This is a genomic window from Lentilitoribacter sp. JB5-8 (assembly GCF_055693385.1).
Window position 1 is genome coordinate 499,355 of sequence record NZ_CM146332.1, and the last position, 15,618, is coordinate 514,972.

At 45.6% G+C, this 15,618-nt stretch carries 14 protein-coding genes; 11 read left to right on the top strand and 3 right to left on the bottom strand.

Annotated features, from left to right (window positions below):
* Window positions 1-170: 170 nt before the first annotated feature.
* The 9 genes from ACZ1GZ_RS02400 to ACZ1GZ_RS02440 all read left to right on the top strand — a co-directional run bounded on the left by ACZ1GZ_RS02400 (window position 171) and on the right by ACZ1GZ_RS02440 (window position 9,583).
* On the top strand, window positions 171-1,307 hold the full coding sequence (locus ACZ1GZ_RS02400; RefSeq protein WP_472666828.1) for an MHYT domain-containing protein: 1,137 nt from the start codon (window positions 171-173) through the stop codon (window positions 1,305-1,307).
* A 128-nt stretch (window positions 1,308-1,435) separates the two neighbouring features.
* Window positions 1,436-2,290 (top strand): FAD binding domain-containing protein, encoded by an 855-nt coding sequence (locus ACZ1GZ_RS02405; RefSeq protein ID WP_472666829.1) that lies wholly within the window; start codon window positions 1,436-1,438, stop codon window positions 2,288-2,290.
* Window positions 2,291-2,314: 24 nt separating this feature from the next.
* Window positions 2,315-2,806, top strand: coding sequence for a (2Fe-2S)-binding protein (locus ACZ1GZ_RS02410; RefSeq protein ID WP_472666830.1), 492 nt, complete (start codon window positions 2,315-2,317; stop codon window positions 2,804-2,806).
* Window positions 2,803-5,223 carry an aerobic carbon-monoxide dehydrogenase large subunit gene (locus ACZ1GZ_RS02415; protein ID WP_472666831.1) on the top strand — a complete coding sequence of 807 codons (2,421 nt, stop codon included), beginning with the start codon at window positions 2,803-2,805 and terminating at the stop codon, window positions 5,221-5,223. The genes ACZ1GZ_RS02410 and ACZ1GZ_RS02415 overlap by 4 nt, the downstream gene beginning before the upstream one ends.
* 94 nt (window positions 5,224-5,317) lie before the next feature.
* On the top strand, window positions 5,318-6,184 hold the full coding sequence (locus ACZ1GZ_RS02420; RefSeq protein ID WP_472666832.1) for an AAA family ATPase: 867 nt from the start codon (window positions 5,318-5,320) through the stop codon (window positions 6,182-6,184).
* Window positions 6,185-7,378 carry a vWA domain-containing protein gene (locus ACZ1GZ_RS02425; RefSeq protein ID WP_472666833.1) on the top strand — a complete coding sequence of 398 codons (1,194 nt, stop codon included), beginning with the start codon at window positions 6,185-6,187 and terminating at the stop codon, window positions 7,376-7,378.
* Entirely contained in the window at window positions 7,378-8,214 is an 837-nt protein-coding gene (locus tag ACZ1GZ_RS02430) for an XdhC family protein (RefSeq protein ID WP_472666834.1), read from the top strand. The genes ACZ1GZ_RS02425 and ACZ1GZ_RS02430 overlap by 1 nt, the downstream gene beginning before the upstream one ends.
* 38 nt (window positions 8,215-8,252) lie before the next feature.
* Window positions 8,253-8,756: a CoxG family protein gene (locus tag ACZ1GZ_RS02435; RefSeq protein WP_472666835.1), complete on the top strand. Its 504-nt coding sequence runs from the start codon at window positions 8,253-8,255 to the stop codon at window positions 8,754-8,756.
* 212 nt (window positions 8,757-8,968) lie between these two features.
* A complete protein-coding gene (locus ACZ1GZ_RS02440; RefSeq protein WP_472666836.1) occupies window positions 8,969-9,583 on the top strand; it encodes a copper chaperone in 615 nt (204 codons plus the stop codon).
* Between the two features lie 13 nt (window positions 9,584-9,596).
* Here ACZ1GZ_RS02440 and ACZ1GZ_RS02445 read toward each other — a convergent pair whose 3' ends face one another.
* Window positions 9,597-11,372, bottom strand: a complete 1,776-nt coding sequence (locus ACZ1GZ_RS02445) for an SLC13 family permease (RefSeq protein WP_472666837.1) — start codon at window positions 11,370-11,372, stop codon at window positions 9,597-9,599.
* A gap of 116 nt (window positions 11,373-11,488) precedes the next feature.
* Entirely contained in the window at window positions 11,489-12,703 is a 1,215-nt protein-coding gene (locus tag ACZ1GZ_RS02450; protein ID WP_472666838.1) for an acyl-CoA dehydrogenase, read from the bottom strand.
* A gap of 197 nt (window positions 12,704-12,900) precedes the next feature.
* On the opposite strand from ACZ1GZ_RS02450, the gene ACZ1GZ_RS02455 reads away from it, so the two are divergent.
* Together ACZ1GZ_RS02455 and ACZ1GZ_RS02460 are read left to right on the top strand one after the other, a co-directional pair.
* Entirely contained in the window at window positions 12,901-14,061 is a 1,161-nt protein-coding gene (locus ACZ1GZ_RS02455) for an amidohydrolase family protein (RefSeq protein WP_472666839.1), read from the top strand.
* Window positions 14,058-15,167 carry a CaiB/BaiF CoA transferase family protein gene (locus ACZ1GZ_RS02460; RefSeq protein WP_472666840.1) on the top strand — a complete coding sequence of 370 codons (1,110 nt, stop codon included), beginning with the start codon at window positions 14,058-14,060 and terminating at the stop codon, window positions 15,165-15,167. Before ACZ1GZ_RS02455 ends, ACZ1GZ_RS02460 begins: the two co-directional genes overlap by 4 nt.
* On the opposite strand, the gene ACZ1GZ_RS02465 is transcribed toward ACZ1GZ_RS02460, so the two are convergent.
* A complete protein-coding gene (locus ACZ1GZ_RS02465; RefSeq protein WP_472666841.1) occupies window positions 15,168-15,605 on the bottom strand; it encodes a MarR family winged helix-turn-helix transcriptional regulator in 438 nt (145 codons plus the stop codon). It lies immediately after the preceding gene.
* Window positions 15,606-15,618: the final 13 nt, after the last annotated feature.

A 15,618-nucleotide genomic window follows, 5' to 3' on the forward strand; every position in this document is an offset into this window, starting at 1 on the left:
ACTTCATCCAACCACACGTTTTTGCAGCGGATCAGTGTAAATAAAATCAATAGGTTGTATGAAATCTTACATCTTACGCAAAACAATCATCGAGAATAACGTTGACCATAAGCCATCACCCTCAATATAAACATGCGGGGGAATTGGGAGAGAAGTCGCAAGTGCTAGAGATGTCGCATAACCATTTGTTGATCTCGGCGTCATTGATTGTTGCAATGATGGCGGGCTTCACTGGGCTTAGTGTTATGCAAGGTGCGTCGAGCCTCAATCTTGTTGAGCGCAAGCGTGCGGTGATCATGGCAGCGATCACTATGGGCACTGGAATTTGGTCAATGCATTTCGTTGCGATGCTCGGGATGAAATTGCCCGTTCCGTTTTTCTACGATGCGCTGATCACGCTTGCATCCGCTCTGGTGGCTATATTAGTTGTTGGCATTGCATTATTAATCATGCACTTCATGCCGCGCACAACGCAGTCCAAAACCATTGCAGGAATAATTGTGGGTTCGGGAATTCTCGCTATGCATTATTTGGGCATGTACGGAATTCAGCTCGTCTCTCCAATTTATTCCGGACTTGGAATTATCATCGCCATCGCGACGTCGATTGTCTTGAGCACAAGTATGATTTTTATCGCCTATAAAGAACGCGAGAACAGAAACATTATTGGCGGCACTATCCTGTTCGGAATTGCGGTTTTCATGGTGCATTTTGTAGCAATGGCAGGAACCGATTTTAAAGAGATCAGCAATGCGTCAATTCCTGATTTACGTCTGAGTAATGAAGTTTTAGCGCTCGGTGTTGCTGTTGCAAGCTTTGTCATCAGCGGTGCGTTTTTGCTCATGAGTGTTAGTCTTCTGCCATCAGATATGAAAGTTGATCTAGGCGAAGAAAACGCAAATGAAAATACAGAACCTGATCAAAGCCAGCAAATCACAGAACCCGCCGCAACCACACAAGTTGAGAAAAACTGGGTTCAAATTCCTTATGAGAAAAACAATCAGACCCATTTCATAAAGGTAGATCAGATCGCAGCAATCCGTGCTGAAGGTCATTATACTGTATTATACTCTACAGATGAAAAGCATTTTTGCCCTTGGAACATCTCGGAAATGAAAAAGAGATTATCGGGTGAAGGGTTCTTACAAACCCATCGAAGTTACCTCGTTAACCCACGTCATATTAGCAGCTTTGAGCGCACAAAAGACAACGGTTATTTACTTTTCTCACAATTTAGCTCTTTTGAAAAAGTTCCGGTAAGCCGCTCAAAACTCAACGAAGTTCGCAAAGAATTAGACCTCGGCTAACAAGCCAATATCGCATTTCGTGAAGAATCTTCGCATTTCGTGCGGCAACAGCGCCGTTGGAAAATCAGCGGATGCAATCTTATAAAGCCTCTTATTAGTTTACAGCCATCACTTAGATGGAGGAACTAATGATACCCGCAGCATTTGAATATCATCGCCCCGACACGATCGATGGCGCGATAAAAATAATTTCAGAGCATGGCGATGAAGCGCGCGTGATCGCAGGCGGTCACAGCTTGATCCCAATGATGAAGTTGCGCATGGCAGATCTGTCTCACCTCGTTGATTTGCAAGAAATTAGCGAACTGAAAGGCATTATCTTGGAATGCCAATCTGTAACAATCGGCGCAATGACCACGCAACATGAATTAATCACCCATGAAGAACTTGCAAAGGTCGCACCAATAATAAACGAAGCAGCGCTTCAGATCGCCGACCCGCAAGTCAGATATATGGGCACCATTGGCGGCAATGTTGCAAATGGTGATCCGGGAAATGATATGCCTGGATTAATGCAGTGTCTGGACGCAGATTATATATTGGTCGGGCCAAACGGCACACGCACAGTTAAAGCGCGCGACTTTTATGAAGCCGCATACTTCACCGCGCGTGAAGAAGAAGAGATCCTAACGTCAATTACGTTTAACTCTCCTGTTGGTGGTTATGCCTATGAAAAGCAAAAGCGCAAAATTGGCGATTATGCCACAGCGGCGGCTGGCGTTCTTATCACCAAAGAAGGCGGCAAATGCACCCATGCATCTATTGCGCTTACCAACTTAGCCGACACCCCGATTTATTGTGAGGAAGCGGTTGCGATCCTAACAGGTTCAGACCTAAGCGCAGATGTTGTTGAAGCAGCAACTGTCGCGGCAGTGAATGCCAGCGATCCTGGTGAAGATAATCGTGGACCAATCGAATTTAAGAAACATGCAGCGAAAATCGTCATTCGTCGTGCCATCGAGCGCGCGATTGAACGGGCTTAGTAAGCTGCGGGAGGAAAAATTATTATGTCGAAAATGCATATTAAAATGAAGGTAAACGGCGAAGAAGTGGAAACACTTGCTGAACCTCGTGAACTGCTTATCCACGTTCTTCGTGAGCGCCTGGATATCACAGGCCCACATATTGGTTGCGAAACATCTCATTGCGGTGCTTGCACAATTGATATGGATGGAAAATCAGTGAAATCTTGTACCGTGTTTGCAGCACAAGCCAATGGTAAAGACATCACAACCATCGAAGGTCTGGGCGATCCAGATGGGCTGCATATCCTACAGGAAATGTTCAAAGAACATCACGGCCTACAATGCGGTTTTTGCACCCCTGGTATGATCACACGTGCGCATCGTTTGCTACAGGAAAATCCAAATCCGACAGAAGATGAAGTTAGATTTGGCATGGCAGGCAATATCTGTCGCTGCACTGGCTACCAAAACATTGTGAAATCAATTTTGGCAGCAGCAAATGAAATGAACGCTACGAAGGAGGCAGCACAATGAATGAGATGACACCTCCAAAGGAAGAACGCTCTGAAGCTCTTAAAGGATTGGGTTGCTCACGTAAGCGCGTAGAAGATGCGCGCTTTACGCAAGGAAAAGGCAATTATGTTGATGACATTAAATTGCCCGGTATGTTGTTTGGCGATTTCGTGCGCTCACCATATCCACACGCCTATGTAAAAGGTATCAACACCGATGCTGCGATGGCAGTTCCTGGCGTTGTAGCTGTTTTAACCGCCGCTGATCTTGAACCGTTAAACCTTCACTGGATGCCAACACTTGCTGGCGATAAGCAGATGGTGTTAGCCGATGGGAAGGTTCTTTTCCAAGGTCAAGAAGTTGCGTTTGTCGTTGCAAATGATCGTTATGCAGCAGCGGATGCGGTTGAGCTGGTCGAAGTTGAATATGAAGAGCTTCCACCGCTTGTTGATCCATATAAAGCAGAAATTGAGGGTGCACCGATCCTGCGTGAAGATATCGCAGATCAAAAAGAAGGTGCTCATGGTCCACGTCGTCACCCAAACCACATTTTCACTTGGGAAGCTGGCGATAAAGAAACAACAAGCAAAGTCATTGATGACGCTGAAGTTGTTGCAGAAGAAACCATGTATTACCACAGAACGCATCCGTGCCCGCTGGAGACATGCGGTTGTGTTGCGAGCATGGACAAGGTCAATGGTAAACTAACCGTGCATGGAACATTCCAAGCACCGCACGTTGTGCGAACTGTTGCCTCCCTTCTTTCTGGTATTTCAGAAAGCAATATCCGCGTGATCTCACCTGATATCGGCGGTGGTTTTGGTAACAAAGTGGGCGTGTATCCTGGCTATGTATGTTCAATCGTTGCTTCAATTGTGACTGGAAAGCCCGTTAAATGGATTGAGGATCGCATTGAAAACTTAACCTCAACAGCCTTTGCCCGTGATTACTGGATGCGTGGTAAAATCAGTGCCACGAAAGAAGGTAAGATCACAGGACTTGATGTACATGTGCTTGCTGACCATGGTGCATTTGACGCCTGCGCAGATCCGACAAAATTCCCAGCAGGGTTTATGAATATCTGTACAGGATCTTATGATATCCCAACAGCTTATTTGGCCGTTGATGGTATCTACACCAACAAAGCGCCGGGCGGGGTTTCATATCGTTGTTCATTCCGCGTAACGGAAGCTGTTTATCTCATCGAACGCATGATCGAAGTTCTTGCGATTGAGCTTGATATGGATGCAGCTGATCTAAGACGCATGAATTTCATCAAGAAAGAACAATTCCCGTATCAAGCAGCGCTCGGCTGGGAATATGATTCAGGTGACTATCACACTGCGTGGGATAAAGCGTTGGAGGCTGTTGATTACAAAGCTCTTCGCGCTGAACAAGCTGAACGTGTTGAAGCATTTAAACGCGGTGAAACACGCAAGCTTATGGGTGTTGGTCTGTCCTTCTTTACAGAAATCGTCGGTGCTGGTCCGGTTAAAAACTGTGATATTTTGGGCATGGGTATGTTTGATTCATGTGAGATCAGAATTCACCCAACAGGTTCTGCAATTGCAAGACTTGGCACCATTTCACAAGGTCAAGGACACGCAACAACTTTTGCGCAAATTCTAGCAAGTGAAATTGGCATCTCAGCTGATGACATCACGTTAGAAGAAGGCGACACTGATACTGCCCCTTATGGTTTGGGCACCTATGGTTCACGTTCAACACCCGTAGCTGGTGCAGCAACGGCAATGGCAGGTCGCAAAATCCGAGCGAAAGCTCAGATGATTGCAGCTTACTTGCTTGAAGTGCATGATGGTGATTTAGAGTGGGATGTTGACCGCTTTGTTGTTAAGGGCGCACCTGAGCGCTTTAAAACGATGAAAGAGGTTGCATATGCAGCTTATAACCAAGCGATCCCGGGCGTTGAGCCAGGGCTTGAAGCTGTAAGCTATTATGATCCACCAAACATGACATATCCATTTGGGGCATATGTGTGCGTCATGGATATCGATGTGGACACAGGTGTAACCGATATTCGTCGCTTCTATGCATTGGATGATTGCGGAACACGCATTAACCCAATGATCATTGAAGGTCAGGTTCATGGCGGACTAACAGAAGCACTTGCCGTCGCACTTGGTCAGGAAATTGCCTATGACGAAATGGGTAATGTGAAAACTGGTTCTTTGATGGACTTCTTCTTGCCAACAGCTTGGGAAACACCAAACTACGAGACCGATTATACGGTTACGCCAAGCCCGCATCACCCTATTGGTGCTAAAGGCGTGGGTGAAAGCCCGCATGTTGGTGGCGTGCCATGTTTCTCAAATGCGGTGCAAGATGCATTCCGTGCATTTGGTTTGAAGCACACAAATATGCCGCATGATCACTGGCGTATTTGGCAGACGGCAAACAAGCTTGGTCTACACGACTAGAGCAAACTGATTGGGGCAATTGGCCAGTATCAAGCTGATTGCCCCAATAAAAAATGCACACCAAAAAATGCACACCAATGAAGACGGGACTGACATGAGTTGGACAGATTTAAAATCAGATCTGAGCAATAGCGGCTATGTGGCAACAGACCAGTTGTCGATGGCGCTGCATATCTCATTATCACTTGGGCGCCCATTACTGCTTGAGGGGCCAGCCGGGGTTGGCAAAACCCAAGTTGCAAAAACACTCTCTGAAATCAAAAACACAAAGCTGATCCGCTTACAATGCTATGAAGGTCTAGATGCATCCTCCGCAATTTATGAGTGGAACTACCAAAGACAACTCCTAGCAATCAGCGCATCCAAAGAAAATTCTGAACCAGATGAAGAGGAGATTTTTTCAGATAAATATCTCCTACGCCGACCGCTGCTAGATGCAATTTCACAAGAGCAATCACCGGTTCTGCTCATTGATGAAGTTGATCGCGCGGACGAAGAATTTGAAGCTTACCTGTTGGAAATCCTATCTGACTTTCAGGTTTCAATTCCAGAACTGGGAACCATTAATGCGATCTCAAGACCACATGTGATCCTCACGGCAAATGGAGCACGCGATTTATCTGACGCGCTACGCCGACGTTGCATTTATTCATTTGTTGAATACCCCGATAAAGCTGCAGAACTAGCGATTTTAAACAAGCATCATCCGCACTTAAATGCGCATCTTGCTGCTCAAATCGTTGGATTTGTACAAGCGCTTCGCGAAGAGGAACTTGAAAAAGTTCCCGGTGTCGCGGAGATGTTGGATTGGGCTGCAACTATTGCAGGACTTGGGCTCAATGATTTATCCGATGATCCTATGTCATTGCATGCAACGCTTGTGTGCCTTTTAAAAACACAAGCTGATCAAGCATCTATCCCAACTGAAATCGCGCAAAAACTTGTTGGAAAGGCAGCTTAGATGCCTTTGCCAACCAAATTTCCAACGCGCTCGGAAACCGTATCTGAACGGATTGTGGATTTCATGGAGCATCTTAGAAGTCAGGGCTTACGGCTTGGGGTTGCTGAAACGCATTTGGCGCTTGAAACGCTATCTGAGATTAACATGACCAATCCCGATGAGGTGAAGCTTGCGCTGAAATCAGTTTGCGCAAGTGATGCTGATCAATATGCAAAATTTGATGATTTGTTTAAAGCATTCTGGTTCAACCACACGAGAAAAATCGAGCGTCATGACCCAACTGATAAGCCGGCAAACAAAAGCCATTGGTCCAATCTAAGCCAAAACGATGATGGGATGACATCCTCTGGTGTGGGCAAACAGGATCTGCCCGATGATGAGAGCAACGACGGTGAAGAAGCTTCACAATCGGGCGAAGGTAGGCTTGTTGCATCTGAGATCTACAACATAAACAAAGCCGATTTACGCGAATTTATGAAACCTGAAGATCAGGAAAAAGCAAAACTAGTTGCTGAGAAACTTGCCCGCGCAATTAGAGATCGACGTTCTAGGCGCAGACGTTCTGCCCTTAAAGGTGCAGCGCTGGACTTACGCAAAATTGCCCGTAAAAGCATCTCAACTGGTGGCGTTCCGTTTAAGCTTACAAAAAGATACAAGCCGGATCGCCCGGTCCACCTTGTGGCAATCCTCGATGTGTCCGGATCCATGACGGTCTATTCAAGAATATTCCTCTCTTTCTTAAAAGGGCTGGTGAGTGCTGATCAACGCACGGACGCATATTTATTTCACACCCAGCTGGTGAAAATTTCCGATGCATTACGTGATCCGGATTCGTTTCGCTCCATCAATCAGCTCTCAATGATGGCGCAAGGTTTTGGCGGTGGCACAAAGATCGGTAAAAACATTGAAATGTTCAACAAACAATATGCGGCACATTCTGTGTCCAGCCGGTCCGTTGTCATCATATTATCTGATGGTTACGACACCGATCCACCTCATGTTATTTCCAATGCGCTTGCCCGTTTAAAGAAAAAAGGTTGCAAGCTCATATGGCTCAATCCGCTCAAAGGCTGGAAAGATTATCAACCTGTTGCAAGCGGCATGGCAGCTGCATTGCCGCATCTGGATTTATTTGCACCCGCAACAACGCTCAATGATCTTTCAGCGCTCGAACCACATTTAGGTAGACTATAATGATCGATGTAGTTGACATTCATGACACAGTTTCAAAGCTCAAATCTTCGGGCGAGGCTTTTGCGCTGGCGACCGTTGTCAGGACAATTTCCGTAACCTCGGCAAAAACCGGTGCCAAGGCCGTTATCATGGCAGATGGCTCAATATCAGAAGGTTGGATTGGTGGTGGATGCGCCCGCGCTGCAGTTTTAAAAGCAGCAAAAGAAGTCATCGCAGATGGAACAACCCGATTGGTATCCATTCAACCCGAAGAACTTTTAAAAGAACAGGAAATAGAATCTGGCATCACGAAAGATGGTGTAAAATTTGCCACCAATATGTGCCCAAGCAAAGGAACAATGGACATCTTTGTTGAGGCGATTTTACCACGCCCTGAACTTGTTATTTTCGGGGCAAGCCCGGTAGCTATTGCACTTGCTGCACTTGCCAAACCCATGGGATTTGCAACGACCATTTGCGCGGACACAATTGAGCACGACAAGTTTCATTACGGCGATAAATTCGTTGACGGTCTGAGCTATGACACGAATACCAACAATAAACGCTATGTCATCATCTCAACACAAGGGCGTGGCGATCAAGCATCGCTGGAAAGCGCATTGTCACTAAATGCAGAATTTGTCGCCTTTGTTGGAAGCCGAAAAAAGGCTGAGAAGCTAAAAAGTAATCTGGTAGCAAATGGCATCTCACAGGAAAATCTCGACACGATCAAAGCACCAGCGGGTCTGGACATAAATGCAATTACGCCAGAAGAAATTGCGCTCTCCATCCTTGCCGAGCTCACACAATTTAGAAGGGCTGATCAATATCAGTCCTTCCGATCAGACAATGGCTGATCACCAATAAATCCATATAATTTAAAGTAGGACAAAAAATGGAAATAGAAGACGAAATCTTTATCAATGCACCCCGCGATGTTGTGTTTAAATCACTCAACGATCCGGATATTTTAAAACAATGTATCCCGGGTTGCGAAGAACTGACCAAGATCAGTGATACAGAGCTAACGGCCAAAGTCGTTCTAAAAATCGGCCCCGTAAAAGCAAAATTCTCTGGAGATGTAGAACTCAACAATGAAGGCGCGCCGGATTCATTCTCGCTCACCGGAAGTGGCAATGGCGGCGTCGCAGGTTTTGCAAAAGGTGGCGCTGACGTTCAACTTATCGAACAAGATGGCGGCACGCTCCTTAAATATGTCGCAAAGGCTGATATTGGCGGAAAGCTCGCTCAGCTTGGTAGTCGCCTTGTTGTCAGCACATCTAAAAAGCTGTCTAAAAACTTCTTTGAAGAGTTTGATAAAGCCGTCACTGGTGGTGATTCTACACCCGATGAAGCGGAAGAAAAATCCGGCTTCTGGAACAAGATCGTCGGAGATTAATAAAGTTCCAAGATATGCCCAAATCAATTGAAAACCCAAAAGCTATGAGCTATCCGCTCGTCACAAAGTCGACGCCCTTTAGGGGGACGAATACGCTGGTGGTTCCTAGCAGTGATATCATAATTGGCATTTCGCTTTTAGCTTGGGTATATCTCATCATCCAATCTTTTCAGTTTGCTGTTGAGGGATCAGCAGCAGACTTTGGACCCGGGATGATGGTTTTCGATTGGCTTTATCAAAAATCGAAATTGCTAGGAGAGTACGGCTATTCGGTTTGGTCAATTTGCGTCACCAAAATCGAAGCTTGGGGATTGGCTGACTTTTCTCGTGCATTTTTAATGTGGCAAATTATGATTGGCGCAATGATGCTTCCAACATTATTGTTACGCATTCAAAACAACCTGAAAATTGTCAGTAATTATAGCTTACTCCTACAATATTTAGCTGGCTATGTACTCATCTGGATGTTGTTTTCAATTCCGATGGTCGTTATGCAATGGGGTCTGCAAGTCAACGCGCTGCTGAATAGTGGCATGAGCGTAAACCAGCCATTAGTCAGTGGATTTTTATTGATCTTTATGGGCGTAACACAACTGCGTATTCTCAACAAACGCGCGACAGATAAACCACGCGTTATTCAACAGAACTCGACATTCGTTTCAGGGTTTTATAGCGGATTAGACTGTATAAAATTCAGCTGGCCATTGATGATAAGCATGTTTGTATTTGGATTGATGAATGTGATTTATATGTCCGCTCTGACCATCCTAATGATGGCATTATTTAAAAGAGAAACTAAACAAGTCAGCATCAGATCAACGGTTTAAATCTCACCTTACCCTAAAGCGGCCAGACCAGTAAAATCATCGGAAATGCGACCGCAATAACCAATAGCTCCAAGAGCAAACCCATCTTCCAATAATCACCAAAGTGATACCCACCAGGCCCTAAAATGATCGTATTATTTTTGTGACCAATTGGCGTTAAGAACGCGCAGGATGCCGCGACAGCTACCGTCATCAACCATGCATCGGGATTTGTCCCTGTAGCCGTTGCCATGCCAATACCAATAGGCGCTGCAATCAACGTTGTGGCGACATTGTTTAAGAAATCCGACATGGTCATAGTCACAACCATCAAAACAAGCAAGGACACCCAGGCTGGAAATCCATCGGTGACTGATAATATTTGTGACGCAATCAGCTCAGCACCACCAGATTTTTCAAACGCTTCAGCGAGTGGAATTAGGCTCGCAAGGAGCACGACGACTTTCCACTCAATGGAATCGTAGACTTCGGACCCAGACACAAGACCAATGGCGATCATTCCAATCACTGCAACACACAGTGCAACAGGCAAAGATACCACGCCCAAAACTGCAGCTCCAATGGCAGCTAAGAATATCCCTATTGAAATACCTGCTTTTGAGCGTTGTACCACTTGTGTCTCGCGCCCTTGTAAGGGAAGAACACCCATAGCAGAGATCGCAGCCGCATTGCTTTCAGCTGTACCCAAAAGAAGTAAAACATCACCAGGTCGAATTGTGAGTAGTCTCACGCGATCTTTAAATTTTCGCCCGTTGCGCGAAACACCCAGTAGCGTCACAGAATAAGAATATAACAATTTCATACTGCGAGCAGTTCGATCAGCAATACGAGCATCTTCTGGTACAATGACTTCACTCAGTGTCAAACCGCCAGAGGTTACTCTGCCCGAATGCTTCTCCGAACCGGAAAACTCCAAGGCTCCCTGGCCCATAAACGTTTCAATGGCTTTTGGTTCACCTTCAACCACGAGAAAGTCACCCGGGCGAATTTCTTGCCGCCCCGCATAGCCAGGCAATCGTTTCCCGCGGCGAACAAGACCCAAAATATGTAAATCGTGCTGATCTGCAAGCGGATAAAGATCAGACACCTTTGTCCCCTCTTCAACAGAATTATCACCCACCCGTAATTCGGCAATATATCGCCCCTTTGCAAAATCATGCTCTTGATCGAGTGCGCCCTCTCGCTTGGGTAAAAAACGCCACCCGATGAGCGAGACAAACGCAATCCCCATGATCGCAACTGTGAGGCCAACAGGTGCAAAATCGAACATTCCAAAAGGCGTGCCAATCGCGTCCTCTCGATAAGCTGCAATCACAATATTGGGCGGTGTGCCGATCAACGTGATCATACCACCAAGTATGGTTGCAAATGAGAGCGGCATTAATGTTAAACTCACAGCACGTTTGGCTTTAGCAGCTGTATCGATATCCAACGGCATTAAAAGCGCGAGCGCAGCAACGTTGTTGATCACAGCAGAAAGCCCCGCGCCAACAATCGCCATAATCGCGATATGTAATGGAAGCGGTCGGTCTGAATCTAGGAGTCTTTGCGCTAGCTTTTCAATCGCGCCAGATCCGACAAGCCCGCGTGATACGATTAACACTAAAGCAATGATGGCAACCGCGGAATGACCAAAGCCTGAAAAAACGCTTTCGGTTGGAACCAAGCCTAAAATAGTGGCAAGCACCAACGCACCAAAAGCAACAAGATCATATCGTATTCGGCCCCAAACCAGTAAAACGAAAAGAACCACAAATATCGAAATAATCATCGTTTGATCAGAAAGCATTTTAAAATATCAATCCCGTTTTCTTCCAATTATGCTTATATCACTTGAAAGCGCGGGGTATATTAAAAATGTTATCTAACCAATTTTCGTCAGTGAACAGTTGGAACTAATCAAAATCAGGCAAACGCCTGTAGACCCGTTTGCGCCCGACCTAAAATAAGTGCATGCACATCATGCGTGCCTTCGTAAGTATTCACGGTTTCCAAATTCACCATATGACGGATCACCGGAAACTCCATGCTGATACCATTACCGCCATGCATGTCGCGTGCGTTTCTTGCGACATCCAGCGCCTTACCGCAATTGTTTCGCTTAATCAAAGAAATCATTTCAGGCGCTGCATTTCCTTCGTCCATCAAACGACCAACACGTAAGGCTGCCTGCAAGCCAAGGGAAATTTCTGTCTGCATATTTGCAAGCTTAAGCTGGAACAATTGAGTTTGTGCAATTGGCTTATTAAACTGCTTACGATCAAGCCCATATTGTCGAGCAGCAAACCAACACGCTTCAGCAGCACCCATAACACCCCATGCAATGCCATAACGTGCTCTGTTTAAACATCCAAACGGACCTTTTAGCCCTGCGACATCTGGTAAAAGCGCATCCTCACCAACTTCTACATTATCCATGACAATCTGACCGGTGATGGATGCACGCAAAGATAATTTGCCTTCGATTTTCGGCGCTGAAAGACCTTTCATACCTTTATCCAGAACAAAGCCTTTGATCTTACCGTCATGCGCATCAGATTTTGCCCAAATAATAAATACGTCCGCAATTGGCGAATTGGAAATCCACATTTTCGCGCCATTAAGCACATAACCGCCATCAACTTTTTTAGCTGTCGTGCGCATTCCTGCAGGGTCAGAACCCGCATCTGGCTCCGTTAAGCCAAAGCAACCAATTGTCGTACCAGCAGCTAATCCCGGAAGATATTTTTTACGCTGCTCTTCGGTGCCATAGGCGTAAATGGGATACATGACCAAACTAGATTGCACGGACATCATTGAGCGATATCCGCTATCAACACGCTCAATCTCCCGCGCAACCAAACCATAACTCACATAACTTGAACCAAGACCACCATAGCTTTCTGGGATCGTAATACCGAGTAGGCCCATCTCACCCATTTCAGCAAATATTGCTGGATCTGTATGCTCTTCTTCAAATGCTTCATTTACACGACTTTGCAGCTTGTCTTGTGCATATTCAAACGCGCTATCACGTATCATACGCTCGTCCATATCTAACTGAGATTCCATATGAAACGCATCATCCCAAACAAATTTAGAAAGATCTGGGCGGCTCTTTGCCGGTAATTCATTACTCATATTCATTCCTCCAGTCAGACCCGCAAGCGGCATTATATTCGTTAGTATGCTAATAATTAAGCTTAAAGGTGTAAAGCCAAGAAATGTCAGTTTGTGAAAATGTCGCAAGCAATTGACTAATAGTACAGCATGTATAATTATTTGCACACAAACGAATTCTAACCAGGCTGAATTCATCAATCGGTGAGGGAAAACTTATGAAACTAGTTATCAAAAATATAGGTCAAATACTGTCTGGAAAAATAGAAGAGCCGATCTTTGAAGGTGATTGCTTAATTGCAGTAGATGGAAAAATCTCAGAATGGGGGAACGAAAAGGACCTCGATACTGAAGGTGCAGACACGCTTGTCGATGCACATGGCGTGACGCTTGCACCGGGTTTAATCGATAGCCATATCCACCCTGTTGTGGGCGACTATACCCCGCGCCAACAACAATTGCATTGGATTGATTCAACTCTACATGGCGGCGTAACAACTATGATTTCAGCTGGCGAAGTGCATATGCCTGGTCGACCTAAAGATGTGGTTGGCTTAAAAGCCATGGCGATTGCGTCCCAACGTTGGTACGAGAACTTCCGCCCTTCAGGAGTTAAGGTCCATGCAGGTGCTCCTGTAATTGAACACGGTATGGAAGAACATGATTTTAAAGACCTCGCAGATGCTGGCGTGAAATTACTAGGTGAAGTGGGTTTAGGCACTGTGAAAGACGGCAAAACCGCGCATCAAATGGTGGAATGGGCAAGAAAATATGGCATTCAAAGCACAATCCATACGGGCGGCCCATCTATTCCCGGATCTGGTTTGATTGATGCTGATATGGTTTTAGAAACCGGGACTGATGTTGTCGGCCACATCAACGGTGGTCATTCCGCATTGCCTGATGATCAAATCATCTGTTTATGTGAAAGCTGTAAAGCAGCATTGGAAATTGTACACAACGGCAATGAGCGCGCCGCTCTATTAACACTGAACACAGCTCGCGAATTGGATAAACTTGATCAAGTTATTTTAGGAACTGACGGGCCAGCAGGTTCAGGTGTTCAACCGCTTGGTATAATGCGCATGGTGGCAATGCTGTCATCATTGGGTAATGTACCGGCGGAAATTGCTTTTTGCTTTGCCAACGGCAATACAGCGCGCCAACGAGATCTTGATGTTGGTTTGATTGAAAAGGGCAAAAGCGCGGATTTTGTTTTGATGGATCAGGCACAGCATGCACCAGGTAAAAACCTGCTTGAATCCGTTCAACTTGGCAACCTCCCAGGCGTAGGCATGACAATTATTGATGGCGTTGTGCGCAGTGAACGTAGCCGCAACACGCCTCCTGCGCAGCGTTTACCGGAGATCATCACTTGAACACGCCGTTAGACGGGCTCAAAGTTGTTGAGCTTGCCAGAATTCTGGCAGGTCCATGGATAGGTCAAACACTCGCTGATTTGGGCGCTGAAGTTCTTAAAGTCGAGAGCAAAAATGGTGATGATACCCGGCGCTGGGGACCACCTTTTATTGAACGAGATGATGACATATCAGCAGCATATTTCCACGGTACAAATCGTGGCAAGGATAGCATTTGTATCGACTTCAGCAATGAAGATGATCTTAATAAACTCATTAATATTATCGCCGAAGCGGATGTACTTATTGAAAACTTCAAAGTTGGCGGACTTGAGAAATACGGACTTGATTTTAACTCAATCCATAAACTAAATCCCAAGCTGATTTACTGCTCCGTTACTGGCTTTGGACAGGACGGTCCTTATGCCCATCGCGCGGGATATGATTTTCTCATTCAAGGCATGTCCGGCATTATGGATTTAACCGGGGAACCAGACGGATCACCGCAAAAAATTGGTGTTGCTTTCGCGGATATATTTTCCGGTCTTTATGGGGTGATCGGCATTCAAGCAGCACTTACAGAACGCATGCATAGTGGACTTGGGCAGCATATTGATATTTCGCTGCTTGATTGCATGACCGGTGTTTTAGCAAATCAGGCAATGAACTATTTAGCGTCAGGCGATACACCCACAAGAATGGGAAATGCGCATCCTAACATTGTGCCCTATCAAACGTTCGAGGTCTCGGATGGCTACATCATCATTGCTTGCGGCAACGATCGTCAATTCCAGTCACTGTGCAAGGTGTTAAAACTGGAAGAGCTTGCAAGTTATGATGACTATCTCACCAATTCAAAACGGGTTGAAAATCGCACTGAACTTGCACCGCTGATACAAACTGCTTGTTTGAAATGGGCAAAGCTAGATTTATTGGAAGCACTCGAAGATGCAATTGTCCCAGCTGGTCCGATCAACACTGTTGCAGAAGCGCTTGAAAACCCACAGATACAACATCGAAATTTGCAAATTAATCCAGAGGGTATCCCTGGATTGCGTACGCCGATCACTTTTTCAAGATCCAAGCAGAATAATACCAAGGCATCACCCAAATTACCGAGGAAGTAGCTACGAGATTTTTTGAAGCAATTTTACAAGCGTTGCGCGTTCTGCATCATTTAAAGGCGACATCGTTTCTTCGGTAATTTTTGCACCAATCTCTTCAAGCCCCCCAACGATTTCTCGACCTTTATCCGAGAGCGATATAACTAGCCGACGCTTATCCTCAAGGTCAGGCTTTAATTCGACGAACCCTTTATCCTTGAGCCGTTCAACAACGCCTTTTACCGTCGCCACATCCATACCGGCGAGGCGACCAAGGTGGTTTTGCGAAACTTTGCCTTTTTGAGAGATTCGTAATAGCGCAGAAAACTGCGTTGGAGTTAGTTTTTCTATCGTGTGTAATTTAAATATCTCTGCATGACGTTGATGCGCAAGCCGAAGCAAATACCCGACTTGGTTGTTTAAATTATAACGATGTGAGGTACCATCCGAATTCTCAGTCATATTCAAAGCTTAC